Source organism: Pseudomonas sp. NFPP28 (assembly GCF_900115535.1).
In the GTDB taxonomy this organism is placed as follows: Bacteria; Pseudomonadota; Gammaproteobacteria; order Pseudomonadales; family Pseudomonadaceae; genus Aquipseudomonas; species Aquipseudomonas extremorientalis.
The window spans coordinates 15,235-32,403 of the sequence record NZ_FOWT01000002.1; the positions used below are offsets into that span (position 1 = coordinate 15,235).

The 17,169-nt window shown below is 63.6% G+C and carries 13 protein-coding genes; 2 read left to right on the top strand and 11 right to left on the bottom strand.

Annotated elements, in window-relative coordinates:
• Positions 1 to 355: 355 nt before the first annotated feature.
• Genes moaA through BM110_RS05415 form a run of 8 tightly spaced genes read right to left on the bottom strand, consistent with a single transcriptional unit; the run spans position 356 to position 11,623 of the window.
• Positions 356 to 1,342, bottom strand: coding sequence for a GTP 3',8-cyclase MoaA (gene moaA / locus BM110_RS05380; RefSeq protein WP_093123450.1), 987 nt, complete (start codon positions 1,340 to 1,342; stop codon positions 356 to 358).
• A gap of 1 nt (position 1,343) precedes the next feature.
• Entirely contained in the window at positions 1,344 to 2,159 is an 816-nt protein-coding gene (locus BM110_RS05385) for a peptidylprolyl isomerase (RefSeq protein WP_092245442.1), read from the bottom strand.
• A 10-nt stretch (positions 2,160 to 2,169) separates the two neighbouring features.
• Entirely contained in the window at positions 2,170 to 2,850 is a 681-nt protein-coding gene (narI, locus tag BM110_RS05390; protein ID WP_093123456.1) for a respiratory nitrate reductase subunit gamma, read from the bottom strand.
• Entirely contained in the window at positions 2,843 to 3,598 is a 756-nt protein-coding gene (gene narJ, locus BM110_RS05395) for a nitrate reductase molybdenum cofactor assembly chaperone (protein ID WP_092245436.1), read from the bottom strand. The genes narI and narJ overlap by 8 nt, the downstream gene beginning before the upstream one ends.
• A 3-nt stretch (positions 3,599 to 3,601) precedes the next feature.
• Positions 3,602 to 5,140 (bottom strand): nitrate reductase subunit beta, encoded by a 1,539-nt coding sequence (gene narH / locus BM110_RS05400; protein ID WP_093512636.1) that lies wholly within the window; start codon positions 5,138 to 5,140, stop codon positions 3,602 to 3,604.
• Between the two features lies 1 nt (position 5,141).
• The gene (locus BM110_RS05405; protein WP_093512638.1) at positions 5,142 to 8,915 is read right to left on the bottom strand and encodes a nitrate reductase subunit alpha; all 3,774 of its coding nucleotides are present in this window, start codon (positions 8,913 to 8,915) and stop codon (positions 5,142 to 5,144) included.
• A gap of 57 nt (positions 8,916 to 8,972) precedes the next feature.
• Entirely contained in the window at positions 8,973 to 10,370 is a 1,398-nt protein-coding gene (locus tag BM110_RS05410) for a NarK family nitrate/nitrite MFS transporter (protein ID WP_093512640.1), read from the bottom strand.
• A gap of 2 nt (positions 10,371 to 10,372) precedes the next feature.
• A complete protein-coding gene (locus tag BM110_RS05415; protein WP_093512642.1) occupies positions 10,373 to 11,623 on the bottom strand; it encodes an MFS transporter in 1,251 nt (416 codons plus the stop codon).
• 310 nt (positions 11,624 to 11,933) lie between these two features.
• Here BM110_RS05415 and BM110_RS05420 point away from each other — a divergent pair, with 310 nt between their 5' ends.
• Both BM110_RS05420 and narL read left to right on the top strand, forming a co-directional pair.
• A complete protein-coding gene (locus tag BM110_RS05420; RefSeq protein ID WP_093512644.1) occupies positions 11,934 to 13,736 on the top strand; it encodes a HAMP domain-containing protein in 1,803 nt (600 codons plus the stop codon).
• Positions 13,733 to 14,380 (top strand): two-component system response regulator NarL, encoded by a 648-nt coding sequence (narL, locus tag BM110_RS05425; RefSeq protein ID WP_092245419.1) that lies wholly within the window; start codon positions 13,733 to 13,735, stop codon positions 14,378 to 14,380. The genes BM110_RS05420 and narL overlap by 4 nt, the downstream gene beginning before the upstream one ends.
• 425 nt (positions 14,381 to 14,805) lie before the next feature.
• On the opposite strand, the gene BM110_RS05430 is transcribed toward narL, so the two are convergent.
• The 3 genes from BM110_RS05430 to BM110_RS05440 are packed head-to-tail and all read right to left on the bottom strand — an operon-like array spanning position 14,806 to position 17,163.
• Entirely contained in the window at positions 14,806 to 15,273 is a 468-nt protein-coding gene (locus BM110_RS05430) for a ubiquinone anaerobic biosynthesis accessory factor UbiT (protein WP_092245416.1), read from the bottom strand.
• Complete coding sequence (locus tag BM110_RS05435; RefSeq protein WP_092245413.1) at positions 15,267 to 16,157, bottom strand: U32 family peptidase; 891 nt, start codon at positions 16,155 to 16,157, stop codon at positions 15,267 to 15,269. The genes BM110_RS05430 and BM110_RS05435 overlap by 7 nt, the downstream gene beginning before the upstream one ends.
• Positions 16,158 to 16,167: 10 nt before the next feature.
• Positions 16,168 to 17,163, bottom strand: a complete 996-nt coding sequence (locus tag BM110_RS05440; protein WP_092245410.1) for a ubiquinone anaerobic biosynthesis protein UbiU — start codon at positions 17,161 to 17,163, stop codon at positions 16,168 to 16,170.
• Positions 17,164 to 17,169 lie beyond the last annotated feature (6 nt).

Below are 17,169 nucleotides of genomic sequence, written 5' to 3' on the forward strand. Positions count from 1 at the left end.
GTAATTCGACAGTGATTTGGGGGGCCGCCTAAGATCAAAATCAAAAGCCAGATCAAAAGCAGGCGGATATCTAACTGATGTATGGAGATCAAACTGTGGGAGGGGGCAAGCCCCCTCCCACACTTTGACCGAGTACCGGCCATACAATCCGGTCGGCTCTAAGGCCGCCGCGCTCTTGCTTTTGATCTGGGATCGCCCCGTCAAACACGCTGGCCGAACGCAGGCTTGAATCCGTGGGTAACCCGGCAGGACGCCGGGTTAGCCGCACTGGGCCATGGATGGCCCATTGCGGCGGAACCATAAGCCGCCGTGACCGAAGAAACGGATATGTACACGACGACCAAACAACCCACGATCACCCCCCACTCACGCTCATAAACCTCACCACCTGCACCTCCCCCGCCCCCGTAAAATCATGCCCCAAAGGCTTCCCCCGCAATGCCCGATGCAACGCCTCAACCAACGGCCCATCCTCCAAGGGATAGCGCCTGAGCAACCCACGCAGGTCCAGCGCATCCTCCTGCCCCAGACACAACAACAACCGCCCCTCCACCGTCATCCGCACCCGATTGCAACTGCCGCAAAAACTCTGCGAATTAGGCGAAATAAACCCGATCCGCGTCCGCGGATGCCCCACCAACCGCACATACCTGGCCGGCCCACCGCTGCTCTCGGTGCTGTCGAGCAACACATGCTCACGGGCAATCACCCCACGCACGTCATCACTGGCACAGAACGTCTCCCCGCGCGAACGCCCCACATCCCCCAAGGGCATTTCCTCGATAAAACTGATATCGATCCCGTGCTTGATCGCATACCGCACCAACCCCGGCACCTCGTCGAAATTGCGCCCTTTCATCACCACGCAATTGAGCTTGACCCGCTCGAACCCCGCATCCCGCGCCGCCTCGATACCGTCCAGTACCTGGCGCAGGTCACCGTTGCGGGTGATCGCCCGAAACCGCTCGGGGTCCAGGCTGTCGAGGCTGATGTTCATGCGCTTGACCCCTGCGTCCACCAGGGGGCGCGCCAATCGCGCCAGTTGCGAGCCGTTGCTGGTCATCACCAGTTCACGCAAGCCCGGCAGCGCCGCGATGTTGCGGCACAGCCCGACAATCCCCGGCCGGATCAGCGGCTCACCGCCGGTCAGGCGGATCTTGCGCACGCCCTGGCCCACGAACAGCCGGGCCAGGCGCTCCAGTTCCTCCAGGCTCAACACCTGCTGGCGCGGCAGGAAGGTCATGGTCTTCGCCATGCAGTACACACAGCGAAAATCACACCGGTCGGTCACCGACAAGCGCAGGTAATCGATGGTACGGCCGAGCCCATCCACCAGGCTCATGTCACTGCACCAGCGGCGAGTCGGCGCCCTGCAGCGCAAGGCCACGAATGTCCGCCGCGCCGATCAGGGTTTGCAGGTACTGCACCAATGCCCTCTGCCACACGCCTTGTTGCAGCTGGGTGCGAATCGCCCCGGCCACCGCTTCATAAGGCAACGGCTGCCCTTCGATACGCTGGTCGATGCTGATCACATGCCAGCCATAGCGGCTTTCCAACGGTTTGTCGGCCAGGCCCGGTGCCAGGGTGAACAGCTGGCGCTCCAGTTCAGGCACGGTCTGGCCCTTGCTGATCTGGCCCAGCGAACCGCCCTGGGCCTTGGAGGGGCACGCCGAATACTTCAGCGCCAGCTCGGCGAAACCGCCGGGGGTCTGTGCCAGGCTCAGCAACAGGATTTGCGCCTGCACATGGGCCATCTGGCGCGCCTCGGCATCGTCTGGCGCGCACTCGAACAGGATGTGCCGCACCGCCAGCAACGGCGCGCTGTGGAAGCGCCCGCGATTGCTCTCAAAGTAATGCCGGCATGTCGCTTCGTCGCACTGCGGCACGCTGATTTCGCGCTCCAGCAGCAAGCGCGTGGCCGCTTCCTCTTCGTTCTCGCCGGGGGCGATGTCCACCGTCAGGCCGAGCTCGGCAATGCGCTGTTGCAGCAACTCGCGAATCACCAGGGCGCGGGCCGCCAGGTACACCGCTGCTTCGCGGCTTTCGGCCGGGTGGTATTGCAACTCCAGGGCCATCGCCTCGGGCGTGATCGACACGCCGTTGACGCTGACGATGGGCCATTCCTGTTCACTGCTGGCAATCAATTCAGGCTGGGTCATCACGCGCTCCTCACGACTTCTGCCGCACGATTTGGTAGCGCCGCCCCAGGTACCAGATCGGCGCGCTGACCATGTGCACCAGGCGGGTAAACGGGAACAGCACGAACAGGGTCAAGCCCAATGCCACGTGGGCCTTGTAGATCAGCGACACCGGCGCAATCGATTCCGCCGCCTGCACCGGCCGCAGCAACACCACGTTCTGCGCCCAGTCGGCGAGCATCACCATCACCGAGCCGTCCATGTGCCCGGTCGAGGCGACGATGGTCAGTAAACCGAGCAGTAACTGCGCGAGCAGCACCAGCAGGACCAGGATGTCCGACGCACTCGATGTGGCGCGTACCCGCGGGTCGCTCAAGCGACGCTTGACCAGCATCAGTAACCCCACCAGACACAGCAGGCCGAAGAATCCGCCGGAGACCATCGCCAGCAGTTGCTTGTTTTCAGTGCTGATTACGTGGTGATAGACCGACGCCGGTGTGAGCAGGCCGACAAAATGCCCGGCCAGCACAAACAGCACGCCGATATGGAAAAAGTTGCTCGCCACGCGCATGCCACGGTTGTTCAGCATCTGGCTGGAGCCGGCCTTCCAGGTGTACTGCGACAGGTCGAACCGCGCCCAACTGCCCAGCAGACAGACCGCCAGGGCCACATAGGGGTACACCCCGAATACCAGCAAATTCCACTTAGACATTACCCACCTCCCCGGCCGGCATGGCGGCCGGCGCTGCTTGCTGAAAATCCACCCAATGCAGCGGCACGGCGCTTTCTTCCCGTGCCTTGCCGGGTGCGCTTGGCATCGCGCTGCAACGGTCCTGCTGCTCGGCCTGCATAAAGTCCACGGCCTCCTCTTCCCAGACCTTGTCGAGGGCTTCGAGGGAGTCGTCGCGTGGCTCGGCCGCCACTTGGGCGCGCACCTCGGCCACGGCCTGGTGCGGCTCGGTGCCGGCGATCTGCAACAGCGCACGCATGCAACTGGCGTAGGCGCTCTCACGCTCTTCCAGGCGCGCCGCAAGCAACGCCAACAGGTGCGCCACATCCGCCAGGCCTTCGCGGGCTTCGATGTCTTCGCGGGTGGAGAGGAACTCCAGGTACAGCGGGATATAGTCCGGCAGCTCCTTGACGCCGATGGCAAACCCCGCGGCCTCGTACTGGGCCATCATGTCGACCATCGCCTGGCCACGATCCCGGGACTCGCCGTGCACGTGTTCAAACAGCAGCAGCGACAGCGAACGACCACGACCGAACAACGCGCCGTAGTGTTCCTGGCCATCCATCAGGTCATTGGCGCAGATCAGCTCCAACAGCTCGAACAACGCGCCGCGTTGCTTGGGGCTGATTTCCCGCGACTCGATAATTGCCTGCTCCAGTTCATCGCGGCCATTCACCAGGGCCTCGGTGGGATAGTCCAGCAGCAACGAAATCACTTTAAGAATGCGCATGGCTCAGTCCTCCCAGATCTGGACGGTTTTCAGCACGTCGCGACGGTTGGCTTTCCTGGCACCGAACATGTTGGTGTCGGAACTGCCGCTGCAACCGCTGCCAAAGCTGAAGCCGCAACCGGAGCGTTCGGCGAAGGCGTCGCTCATGGCGTCCTCACGGTGCGCGCTCGGCACCACAAAGCGGTCTTCGTAGTTGGCAATCGCCAGGTAGCGGTACATCTCTTCCACCTGCGGCACGCTCAGGCCCACGTCTTCGAGCACTTGCAGGTCCTGCACGCCGTCCACCTGCTGCGAGCGCTTGAAAGCCCGCATCGCCAGCAGGCGTTTGAGGGCACGCTTGACCGGTTTCTCATCGCCGGCGGTGAGCATGTTGGCCAGGTAGCGCAGCGGAATGCGCAGGCTGTCCACGTCCGGAATCACCCCGTTCATGCCCACGGTGCCAGCAGCGGCAGCGTTCTGGATCGGCGACAGCGGCGGCACGTACCAGACCATCGGCAAGGTGCGGTATTCCGGGTGCAGCGGCAGTGCGAGCTTCCAGTCCACGGCCATTTTGTACACGGGGGAACGCTGCGCCGAGTCGATCACCGACTGCGGCACGCCATCGGCCAGGGCCTGGCGGATCACCGCCGGGTCATTCGGGTCGAGGAAGATCTCCAGTTGCTTTTCATACAGGTCGTGCTCGCCGGCCGTGCTCGCCACTTCGCTGATGCGGTCGGCGTCGTAGAGCAGAACGCCGAGGTAGCGGATGCGCCCGACGCAGGTTTCCGCACACACGGTGGGCATGCCGGCCTCAATGCGCGGGTAGCAGAAGATGCATTTCTCGGACTTGCCGCTCTTCCAGTTGAAGTAGATTTTCTTGTACGGGCAACCGCTGATGCACATACGCCAGCCGCGGCATTTTTCCTGGTCGATCAGCACGATGCCGTCTTCTTCACGCTTGTAGATCGCACCACTGGGGCACGACGCCGCGCACGCCGGGTTGAGGCAGTGCTCGCACAGGCGCGGCAGGTACATCATGAAGGTGTTTTCGTACTCGCCGTAGATATCGGCCTGGATCTGGTCGAAGTTCTTGTCCTTGCGGCGCTTGGCGAACTCGGTGCCGAGGATTTCCTCCCAGTTCGGGCCCCACTCGATTTTCTGCATGCGCTTGCCCGACACCACCGAGCGCGGCCGCGCGGTCGGTTGGTGCTCGCCCAACGGCGCGGTGTGCAGGTGCTGGTAATCGAAGTCGAACGGCTCGTAGTAGTCGTCCAGGCTCGGTAGGTCCGGGTTGGCGAAGATATTCGCCAGCACGCGGAACTTGCCGCCGATACGCGGGTTGATGCTGCCGTTGGCGTTGCGCACCCAGCCGCCCTTCCATTTGTCCTGGTTTTCCCACTCCTTGGGGTAGCCGATGCCGGGCTTGGATTCGACGTTGTTGAACCAGGCGTACTCCATGCCTTCGCGGCTGGTCCACACGTTCTTGCAAGTGATCGAGCAGGTGTGGCAGCCGATGCATTTGTCCAGGTTCAGCACCATGCCGATCTGTGAGCGAATCTTCATCTCAGTTCTCCTCGATATCGGTCGGCAAGGGGCGCGGCAAGTCATCGCCGGTGGCACCGTCGAGCCAGTCGACCTTGGCCATCTTGCGCACCACGACGAACTCGTCGCGGTTGCAACCGACCGTGCCGTAATAGTTGAAGCCGTAGGCCTGCTGGGCGTAGCCGCCGATCATGTGGGTCGGCTTGAGCACCACGCGGGTCACCGAGTTGTGATGGCCGCCACGGGTCTTGGTGGTCTCCGAACCGGGCACGTTCACGATGCGTTCCTGGGCGTGGTACATCATCACCATGCCCTCCTTCACGCGCTGGCTGACCACCGCGCGGGCGGTCAGTGCGCCGTTGACGTTGAAGCATTCGATCCAGTCGTTGTCCTCGATGCCGGCGCGTTTCGCGTCGATCTCCGAGAGCCACACGATCGGCCCGCCACGGCTCAGGGTGAGCATCAGCAGGTTGTCGCTGTAGGTGCTGTGGATGCCCCATTTCTGATGCGGGGTAATCCAGTTCAACACGATCTCGGTCTCACCATTGCTGCGCTTGCCCTTCACCCCTTCGATGGTGCGGGTGTTGACCGGTGGCCGGTAGCTCATCAGTTGTTCGCCGAACGCCTGCATCCACGGGTGGTCCTGGTAGAACTGCTGGCGGCCGGTGATGGTGCGCCATGGGATGTTTTCGTGGACGTTGGTGTAGCCGGCGTTGTAGCTCACGTGGTCGTCTTCCAGGCCCGACCAGGTGGGGCTGGAGATGATCTTGCGCGGCTGCGCCTGGATGTCGCGGAAGCGGATCGCCTCATGCGCCTTGGGCAGCGCCAGGTGGCTGTGGTCGATGCCGGTGAAGGCCGACAGCGCCGCCCAGGCCTTGACCGCCACATGGCCGTTGGTTTCCGGGGCCAGGGACAGGATCACCTCGGCCGCATCGATGGCGGTATCGATCTTCGGCCGGCCATGGCTGATGCCCGCGTCGCCTTCGTGATGGTTCAGCTCGCCGAGGAAGGCCACCTCGTCATCGGTGTTCCAGTTGATGCCCTTGCCGCCGTTGCCGAGTTTTTCCAGCAAGGGCCCAAGGGAGGTGAATTTCTTGTAGATGTTCGGGTAGTCACGCTCCACCACCGCCATGTTCGGCGCGTTCTTGCCGGGTACAGGCGCCACACCGGCGCTTTTCCAGTCGGTGCCACCGAACGGCTGGGCCAGTTCGCCGACGCTGTCGTGCATCAGCGGCACGGTCACCAGGTCCTGCTCGACGCCCAGGTGCCCGACCGCCATGGCCGAGAACGCCTTGGCAATGCCCTTGTAGATTTCCCAGTCGGAACGCGACTCCCACGCCGGGTCGATGGCTGCCGACAACGGGTGGATGAACGGGTGCATGTCCGAGGTGTTCATGTCGTCTTTTTCGTACCAGGTGGCGGTCGGCAAGACGATGTCGGAGTACACACAGGTGGACGACATGCGGAAGTCCAGGGTGGTCACCAGGTCGAGCTTGCCGATGGCGCCGTCGTCGACCCATTCGGCTTCGGTGGGCTTGCTTTCGCCGCCAAAGCCAATGTCTTCGTTCATCACGCCGTTCTTGGTGCCGAGCAGGTACTTGAGCATGTACTCATGGCCCTTGCCCGACGAACCGAGCAGGTTGGAACGCCAGATGAACATGTTGCGCGGGAAGTTCACCGGGCTGTCCGGTTGCTCGCAGGCAAAGCGCAAGGTGCCGTCCTGCCAGGCCTTGATGACGTAGTCTTTGGGCTCCATGCCGGCAGCGGCCGCGTCCCGGCAGATATGCAGCGGGTTGGTGTTCAGTTGCGGCGCGCTGGGCAACCAGCCGGCGCGTTCGGCGCGGATGTTGTAGTCCAGTGCATGGGTGGGGAACTGCGACTTGTCCGCCATCGGCGACAACACGTCGTGCATGTTCATTTTTTCGTGGCGCCACTGCGAGCTGTGGCCGTAGAAGAAGCTGGTGCCGTTCATCTGGCGTGGCGGGCGGCTCCAGTCCAGGCCGAACGCCAGGGGCAACCAGCCGCATTGCGGGCGCAGTTTTTCCTGGCCGACATAGTGGGCCCAGCCGCCCCCGGTCTGGCCGACGCAACCGCAGAGCATGAGCATGTTGATCAGCCCGCGGTAGTTCATGTCCATGTGGTACCAGTGGTTCATCGCCGCGCCGACGATGATCATTGAGCGCCCCTTGGTCTTGTCGGCGTTGTCGGCGAACTCACGGGCGATCTGGATGGCTTTCTCGCGGCTGACGCCGGTGATCGCTTCCTGCCAGGCCGGGGTGCCCGGTACGCTGGCGTCGTCGTAGTCCCGGGCCACGTTGCTGCCGCCCAGGCCACGGTCGATGGCCAGGTTGGCCGCCGACAGGTCGAACACCGTGGCGACCTTGGCCACGCTGCCATCGGCCAACGTCACGTTGAGCACCGGCACGCGGCGGAACTGCACCGCGTCACCGGCCACGTGCTGGAAGTGTTCGTGGGCTTCACCGGCAAAGTACGGGAAGCCGACTTCGGCCACGTCTGCGCCGATCAGGCTGAGCTTGAGGTCGATGGCACGGCCTTCGCCGCCCTCTTTGGCGAGAATGTTCCACTTGCCCTTCTCGCCCCAGCGGTAGCCGATGGAACCTTGTGGCGACACCAGCTCACCGCTCTCATCGAGGGCGATGGTTTTCCATTCCGGGTTGTTGTCCTGGCCCAGGTTGCCGGTGAGGTCCGAGGCGCGCAGGAAGCGGTCGGGCTGGAAGCCGGCGCCGGGGGCAAACCCGGTCATGGGTTTGAGCATCACCAGCACCGGCAGGTCGGTGAAGCGCTTGGCGTAGTCGGTGAAATAGGTACTCGGGTGGTCGAGATGGAACTCTTTGAAGATCACATGATTGAAGGCCTGGGCCAACGCCGCGTCGGTACCCTGCTTGGGGTTGAGCCACAGGTCGGTGAGCTTGGCCACTTCCGAATAGTCTGGGGTGATGGCCACGGTCTTGGTGCCCTTGTAGCGCACCTCGGTGAAGAAATGCGCGTCCGGCGTACGGGTCTGCGGGACGTTGGAACCCCAGGCAATGATGTAGTTGGAGTTGTACCAGTCGGCCGATTCCGGCACGTCGGTCTGCTCGCCCCACACCATCGGCGAGGCCGGTGGCAGGTCGCAGTACCAGTCATAGAAACTCAGGCACACCCCGCCCAGCAGCGACAGGTAACGCGAGCCGGCGGCGTAGCTGACCATGGACATGGCCGGGATCGGCGAGAAGCCGACGATGCGGTCCGGCCCGTATTGCTTGATGGTGTAGACGTTGGAGGCAGCGATGATCTCGTTGACCTCCTCCCAGTTGGAGCGAATGAAACCGCCCATGCCGCGCTTGCTCTTGTACGACTCGGCCTTGGCCTTGTCCTCGACAATGCTCGCCCAGGCCTCCACCGGAGCCATGGTCAGGCGCGCTTCACGCCACAGTTTGAGCAACGGCTTGCGGATCTTCGGGTACTTGAGCCGGTTGGCGCTGTAGATGTACCAGCTGTAGCTGGCGCCACGCGGGCAGCCACGGGGTTCGTGGTTGGGCAGGTCGTTGCGGGTGCGCGGGTAGTCGGTCTGCTGGGTTTCCCAGGTGATCAGGCCGTTCTTCACGTAGATCTTCCACGAGCAGGAGCCGGTGCAGTTCACCCCGTGGGTGGAGCGCACGATCTTGTCGTACTGCCAGCGCGAACGGTAGACGTTTTCCCAGTCGCGGGACTCCTTGCGGGTCTCGCCGTGCCCCTCGGAGAACTCGTCTTGCTTGCGGTTGAAGAACCGCAGTTGATCCAGTAAGTGACTCATGGTGCTTTCCTCATCAGGCGTGCCGTGGGGTGCGTTGCCCCGCGAATTCAGGTCGGACTAGCAGGGTGTGGCGCAGCCCTTGCGGGCGTACCACCACCAGGTCACGACGATGCAGCTCAGGTAGAAACCGACAAACATGTAGAAGGCCATGGCCGGGCTGCCGGTGGCGGCCATGGAACTGCCGAAGGATTTAGGGATAAAGAACGCGCCGAACGCGCCCATGGCCGAGCTGAACCCCAGCACCGCAGCAGATTCCTTGCCGGCGTCCTTCAGGGCCTGTTCACGCACCGCAGCGGGTCTGCCGGCACTGGCCTTCTCGTGAACGGTGCGGAAGATCACCGGGATCATGCGGAAGGTGGAGCCGTTGCCGATGCCGGTGGTGATGAACAACAGCATGAACAGGCCGAGAAAGCCGTAGAAGCTGCCGCCCTGCCCGTTCTGCGGCAGAAAGTGCAGCACGCCGAACACCATCACGATCATCAGCACGAAATTCCACAGGGTCACCCGCGCACCGCCCAATTTGTCTGCCAGCCAGCCGCCGAGCGGGCGTACCAACGCGCCCACCAACGGGCCGAGGAAGGCGAATTTCAGCGCGACCACCTCGGGAAACGAGGTCTTGATCAGCAGCGGGAACGCCGCCGAAAAACCGATGAATGAACCGAAGGTCGCGAGGTACAACCAACACATCAGCCAGTTGTGCTTGCGTTTGAAGATCACCGCCTGGTCGCTGAACGACGCGCGGGCGCTGGACAGATCATTCATGCCGAACCACGCGGCCACGGTGACGGTGAGGATGAACGGCACCCAGATGAAACCGGCGTTCTGCAACCACAGCTGGCTGCCGTCGGCCAGGGTTTGCGGTTGCCCGCCCATCAGGCCGAACACCCCGAAGGTGATCACCAGCGGCACGCAGAACTGCATCACCGACACGCCCAGGTTACCCAGGCCGGCGTTCAAACCGAGGGCGGTGCCCTGCTGCGCCTTGGGGTAGAAAAAGCTGATGTTGGACATGCTCGAAGCGAAGTTGCCGCCGCCGAAACCGCAGAGCAACGCGATCAATACGAACACGCTGTACGGCGTGTCGGGGTCCTGCACCGCGAAGCCCATCCACAGCGACGGCAGCAGCAACGACGCGGTACTCAGGGCGGTCCAGCGGCGCCCGCCGAAGATCGGCACCATGAACGAGTAGAGCACCCGCAACGTCGCGCCAGACAGGCCCGGCAGTGCCGCCAGCCAGAACAGCTGGTCGGTGCTGAAGCTGAAGCCGATGGCGTTGAGGCGCACGATCACCGTGCTCCACACCATCCACACGGCAAAGGCCAGCAACAGCGCGGGGATCGAGATCCACAGGTTGCGGGTGGCGGTCTTCTTGCCGCTGGCGCCCCAGAACGCCGGGTCTTCGGGGCGCCAGTCATGGATCACCGGGCCCGAGGTGGGCTTTTGCGCAATGGACATGATCATTCTCCTTGGAGCGCGGGCTTGCCGAGCAGCGGTTGTTTGCGGATTTCGCTGAAGTACATCCAGGCGAGGGACACCCAGACCACGCCGTACATCAACATGAAGCAGGAAGAGCGCACGCCGGAGAGGTCCACCAGGGCGCCGAACATAATCGGCAGCACAAAGCCACCCAGACCACCGGCCAGGCCGACGATGCCGGACACCGCGCCCATGTTTTGCGGGTAGTCGTTGGCGATGTACTTGAACACCGAGGCCTTGCCGAACGCGAAGGCGATGCCCATCACGAACAGCAGCACGGTGAACAGCGCAGGCGTGAGGCCGATGTGGAAATCCAACGGGCCGTTGACGGTCATCACCTGCAGTTGGGTCTGCGGGTAGCTGAGCAGGAACAGGCACACCCAGCTCACCCACAACACCCACCAGGTCACGCTCTGCGCGCCCCAGCGGTCGGACATCCAGCCGCCCACGGCGCGCAGCACACCACCCGGCAGCGAGAAACACGCAGCCAGCAGCGCAGCGCTTTGCAGGCTGAAACCGTACTCCTGCACGTAGTACTTGGTCACCCACAGCGCCAGCGCCACATAGCCGCCGAACACAATCGAGTAGTACTGGCAGTAGCGCCACACGGCCGGGTCTTTGAGGCACAGCAACTGCTGGCGCAAGGAAGCGCCGCCGGCGCTGCGGTGGGCCTTGTTTTCGCTGGTGAGGAACCAGAACAGCAGCGCGGTGATAAACAGGATCGCGCTGAACACCTTGGGCACCAGGTGCCAGGTGCCGAGGGCGATCAGGCCCGGCGCGAGAAACTTGGTCACCGCCGCCCCCGCGTTGCCGGCGCCGAACACGCCCATGGCGAAGCCCTGGTTGTGCTTGTCGAACCATTTGGCGACGTAGGCGATGCCCACCGAAAACGAGCCGCCGGCCAGGCCGACAAACAGGCCCAGCACCAGGAACTGCCAGTAGGCGGTGGCGTAGGTGATCAGGTACAGCGGCAACACGCAGGCGAGCATCAGCAGGAAGAACACGATGCGCCCGCCGAAACGGTCGGTGAGCAGCCCCAGTGGCAGGCGTACCAGGGAGCCGGTCAATACCGGCGTAGCGGCCAGCAGGCCGAACTGGGTTTCGTTGAGTTGCAGCAGCTCCTTGATGGGCACGCCAAGCACGGCGAACATCATCCACACCATAAAGCAGACGGTGAAGGCCAGGGTGCTCATGCCCAGCACCAGGCCTTGTCTTATAAGGGGTTGAGTCACGGTATGCGCTCCAGAAAGTGATTCCATGGGCGCAGGTTAGGGGCGGCACTTGGGTGGAACTTGACCCAGGTCAACGTCCGCCGGGTGGGTATGGGGCTATGCTCGCCGCGTCTACCTCCAAGGAGGTAGGCACCAGAACAAGAGAAAGCCTTTATTTATCAATGGATTGTTCTCTTGTGCCGGCTTTTGTCCGTGGGAGGGTTTGCCGGCAATTCTTTAGAGGTAGTGCGCCAGGGAAGGCCATTGACACCCCCCTTTCCCGCTCCAGGTGCGACCATGCTGCTCTGCCATCCACTCCGACTGCACCGTCATGCTTGACTGGCTGCGCAGCTCCCTGCCCGCCCGCGCCGGCCTGGCGGTGATCCTGATCGCGATCCTGGCCCTGGCCAGCTCCCTCAGCGCCGGGCTGATCGCCTGGTTCAGCCAGGGCGACGCCGCAGCGATCAACACCGCAGGCTCGGTGCGCATGGAGACCTACCACCTCAGCTGGAAGCTGGCGGCCGGCGCGCGCGCGGATGAGGTCGCCGAGGTCAGCCAGAGCCTGCAACGCCGGCTCGACAGCCCCTCGCTCAAGGCGGCGCTGGAAGACGGCCCGCAAAGCGCCCTGTTGCAGAGTTACCAGCAGATCCGCCAACGCTGGGACACCGAACTGCGCCCGGCGGTAATCCGCGGTGATGCCGACTTGTTCCAGGCCCGCGCGCCGGCGTTCGTCGAGCAACTGAACCAGTTCGTCAGCCTGTTGCAGCAACAGAGCGAACAGAAGCAGAGCTGGCAGCAAGGCATCCAGGGCCTGGCATTGTTCAGCACCTTGATCATCCTGCTGCTCGGCCTGTACGAGTTGCAGTACGGCGTGGTCAACCCGCTGGAAGAACTGGTGCACGCCACCCGGCGTTTTCGCGACGGCGACTTCAAGACCCGGGTCAACCACCGCTCCGAGGATGAACTGGGTCAACTGGCCCTGAGTTTCAACGCCATGGCCGAGACCATCGAGGCCTCCCATCGCACCCTGGAAACCCAGGTACAGCTCAAGACCCTCAACCTGCAACAAGCCAACGCCGCCCTCGAACTGCTCTACCAGAGCAGCCGCAGCCTGGCCACGCGCCTGGCCAACGCCGAGGGCCTGGATGAACTGATCCGGCGCTTCCAGAAACGCCTGCCGGGCCTGCGCCTGTCGCTGTGCCTGCAAGGTCACTTCCTTGCCCCGGCCCAGCAGATGCTGGCCCTGCACGGCGAGAACAGCCGCAACGTGTGCGCCATCGGCGACTGCGCCACCTGCCAGAAACACAAGGCCGCACCACCGCAGGTGTTCAGTATCAGTAACCAGGGCACGGAACTGGGCGAACTCAAGGCGCACTTCCTCGATGGCCACCCGCCCCAGGACTGGGAAAAACAACTGATCCAGGCCCTGGCCAACCTGATCGGCACCTCGCTGTCGCTCAAGCGCCAGCGCGAGCAGGACCACCGCCTGTTGCTGCTGGACGAGCGCACCATCATCGCCCGCGAACTGCACGACTCCCTGGCCCAGGCGCTGTCCTACATGAAGCTGCAAGTGAGCCGCATGCAAACCCTGATCCGCCGTGGCGAGCCGGTGGAAACCCTGGCCTCCGTCACCAGCGAACTGCGCGATGGCCTGAACAACGCCTACCGCCAACTGCGCGAATTGCTCACCACCTTCCGCCTGCAGATCCACGACGCCGGGCTGGTGCAGGAGCTGCAGGACACCGCCGAAGAATTCTCCCGACGCGGCGAATTCCAGGTGCACTTGCACGCGGACGCCCTGGCCTTCCAGCTGTCGGCCAGCGAGCAGATTCACATGCTGCAGATCACCCGCGAGGCGCTGTCCAACTGCCTGCGCCACGCACATGCACAGAATGCCTGGCTGCAACTGCGCCAGGTCGGCGAAACCGTGAGCCTGAGCATCGAAGATGATGGCCGGGGCTTCTGCGGCGCCGTCGACCAGCGCGAACACCACGGCCTGACCATCATGGACGAACGCGCCCGCAGCCTGCACGGCCTGCTTGAGATCAGCCCACGCGAGCCCCAGGGCACCCGCGTGCAACTGCGTTTCCAGCCGGAATTCCTCGGCCACACCCTACAAGGCAGCACCTCATGAACGTCCCTCTTCGTCACCGGATCCTGCTGGTCGACGACCACCCGATGATGCGCCACGGCATGCGCCAGATCCTCGAACTGGAAGATGACCTGCACGTGGTCGGCGAGGCCGGCAACGGCCAGGAAGCCCTCGACCGGATCGCCAGCCTGCAACCGGACCTGGTGCTGCTGGACAACAACATGCCGCAGATGAACGGCCTGGAAACCCTGCGCCGCCTGCGGGCCATGGACTACGCGGGCAAGGTGTTGCTGTTTACCGTGTCCGACGCTGAAGACGATATTCGCGATGCGCTGCGCCTGGATGCCAATGGGTACCTGCTCAAGGACATGGAACCGGAATTGGTGGTCGAGTTTATCCGTGATGCGTTGCATGGTGCATTGGTGATCAGCCCTGGCTTGACCAGGGTCCTGGCCCAGGCGTTGCGCTCGCCGCAACCCCATGCGGCGGTGGAATTGACCGAGCGGGAGCGGCAGGTGTTGAAGACGATTGCCAGTGGCTACAGCAACAAGGTGATCGGGCATAAGTTGGGGATTACCGAGGGGACGGTGAAGGTGCATGTGAAGAATTTGCTGCATAAGCTGGGGTTGAGGTCGCGGGTGGAAGCGGCGGTTTGGGCGATGGAGCATTTGAGGCAGGTCGGGTGAGTTTTTTTGAGGTTGAGGGGTGTGAGTACATATCCGTTATTTAGGTAACGGCTGCTGACGGTTCCGCTCTTACAGCGGGTCACTTTTGGAAGAGCGCTGTATGGACCGGACACAGGGTTGACGGGGCGCCGAAGATCAAAAGCAAGAGCGACTCGCTGCACATCGCAGATACGCTTTTTGTGCTGTGTAACCCACTTACTGTGGCGAGCGGGCTTGCCCCGCGTCGGGCTGCGAAGCAGCCCCAAAAAACAGTGAGGTCGCCGCGTTCATCCTGGTTTGGTTACTTTTGGGCTCTTTTCAAAAGTGACCCGCCGTAAGGGCGGAACCATAGGCGGCCGTTACCGAAGAAACGGATATGCCCACCGACATATGCCCACCGAGCCCCCCCAACGAGGCATACCCCAACCCCCGGGGCGCAGATGCCGTCAGGTCGCAAGCCCCCGCCCGGCCCGCTCCAGATTGCGCCACAACCAGGGCGGCAAGACCTCCGGGTCGAGGCTGTCGATCAGGTTCTTCAAACCCAACCCCAGCTCCGTGTCCCCTTCGATCACCAGGCGCCGCCGGAAGAACAACGTATCCGGGTCTTCCTGCCGACTGGCCAGCAATAGAAATTCGCGCCAATTGCCGCTGATGGTCACCTGGGCCTGCGCCTTCTGCGCAATCCGCAACCCGTCCCGCGTCAATGTCAGGTACCAGCACAAACCCAGGTCCGGAATCCGCAGGCACAGCCAGCGCCCGCGCAGCAGGTCAAAACCGCCGTCGCGCAGCGGCTCGGCCAGGCAGCGGTTGAGCCCCTGTTGCAACGCCAGGCGCTGCACTGCGAAAGGCACACGGCGAACCAGCGGCAATACCCGGTCAGCGCCCTTGAGCAACCATTGCTTGCGACTCAACACAACCCCACCTCCTCGACCCGTAACATGCCGGCCTGCCCATGCCAGTAACCGTTGCAGCCACTCACCACCAACGGCGGCGTGGCCCCCTGGCGCACCTCGTCGAAGGCACGCACCACCTCGGCCATGCCCTCGGCCCGTGGGCTCAGGCGCAACAGGTCGGCGCCACAGGCCACCAGACCGGGATAGTCCGCCAGCAAGTTGGTCACCTCGGCGGACATCGTCTGAATCCCATTCAAGGTAAACAGCGCCTGCCCCTCCTGGCTGGTCAACGCCATGCCATCCGGGTAATTGATGCAACAGAACTGACAGTCGTCCTTGGGCCGGTTTTCCGCACGGGCGCTGAAGCAGCGCGCCGAGTACGCCAGGGGCAAATGGCCGTAGGCGAAGATCTCCACCTCGGGCAGCGGCCGCCCCAGTTCGCGGACCTGCTCCAGCACATCGGCGATCAGCCCGTGGGAGCATTCCACCGGCGGCACCCAGCGTTGCATGCCTGCGTCGAGCAGTTGCACCAGAGCGTGGCCGTTGTAGAGGTTGAGCGCCGGGCCACCGACAAAGGGCACTTTGCGCTCGATCAGCAACTGCACGGCGCCCATGTCGTTGGCCTCCACCAGCAACTCGCCGTTGTCGCACAGGCGGCGCAGGCTGGAGAGTTCGGACGCGGCTTCGATCAGGGTAAGGCTCGACAGCACGATCTGCGCCGGGCTGCACGCCTGCAACTCACGCCCCAGGCCCAGCCATTGATCCAGGTTCAGCGCGCGGCGTTTGGCGCACACGGTTTCCCCCAGGTAAATCACGTCCAGGGGCAAGGCGGCCATGTCGGCGTAGAAGCGCCCCAACTGTTCCTTGTCCCAATAAAACAGCACCGGTCCCAGGCTGAGTTTCATGTGTGTGTCCTCATTGCCATGCACGATGGTAAGCCCCCAGGGTGGTCTGGCTGCCTTCGGAAAGCCCGGCAAGCACCTGGCGCCATTGGTCCTGGACCGCGAAATGGGCCGGGCTGCTGCGATGGGCGTCGAGGGCGGCGCGCCATACGCGGGTAACTTGCTCCACATAGGCCGGGCTGCGTTGCCGGCCTTCGATCTTCACCGCTTCCACGCCGATGGCACTGAGTTCGGGCAACAGGTCCAGGGTGTCGAGGCTGGTGGGCTCTTCCAGCGCATGAAAGCGCTTGCCGCCCACCAGGAAGCGGCCCTTGCAGAGGGTCGGGTAGCCGGCGGGTTCGTCCGGGGTGTAGCGGTCGATCAGCACTTCGCTCAGGCGTGCGCTGAGGCCATCGGCGTCCTCGCTCCAGCGCACCGCCTTGGCCGGCGAACACACGCCGCACAGGTTGGGGGATTCGCCGGTGATGTAGGAGGACAGATGGCAACGCCCTTCGGCCATGATGCACAGGCTGCCAAAGCCGAACACCTCGATGGGCACCGTGCCGCTGGCCGCCACCTGCTTGACCTGGGCCAACGACAACACCCGAGGCAACACGGCGCGCCGGATGCCGTAGCGTTCCACATAGAATTTCAACGCCGCCGCATGGGTGGCCGAGCCCTGCACCGACAGGTGCAACGCCAGCTGTGGATGACGTTGCGCGGCGTAGCCGAGAACGCCGGGGTCGCCGGCGATCAGGGCGTCCACGCCATGGTCGGCGGCACGGTCCACGGCGCGTTGCCAGCGCGACCAGATTTTCGGTTGCGGGTAGGTGTTGACCGCCACGTAGAGCTTGCGCTGGTGCTGGCGGATATGGGCGACAGCAGCGTCGAACTGCTTGTCGTCCATGTTCAGCCCGGCGAAGTGCCGGGCATTGGTGTCATCGCGAAAACCCACGTACACCGCGTCGGCGCCTTGGCGTACAGCGGCTTTCAGCGCAGGCAGGTTGCCTGCCGGGCAGACCAGTTGCATGGTGGC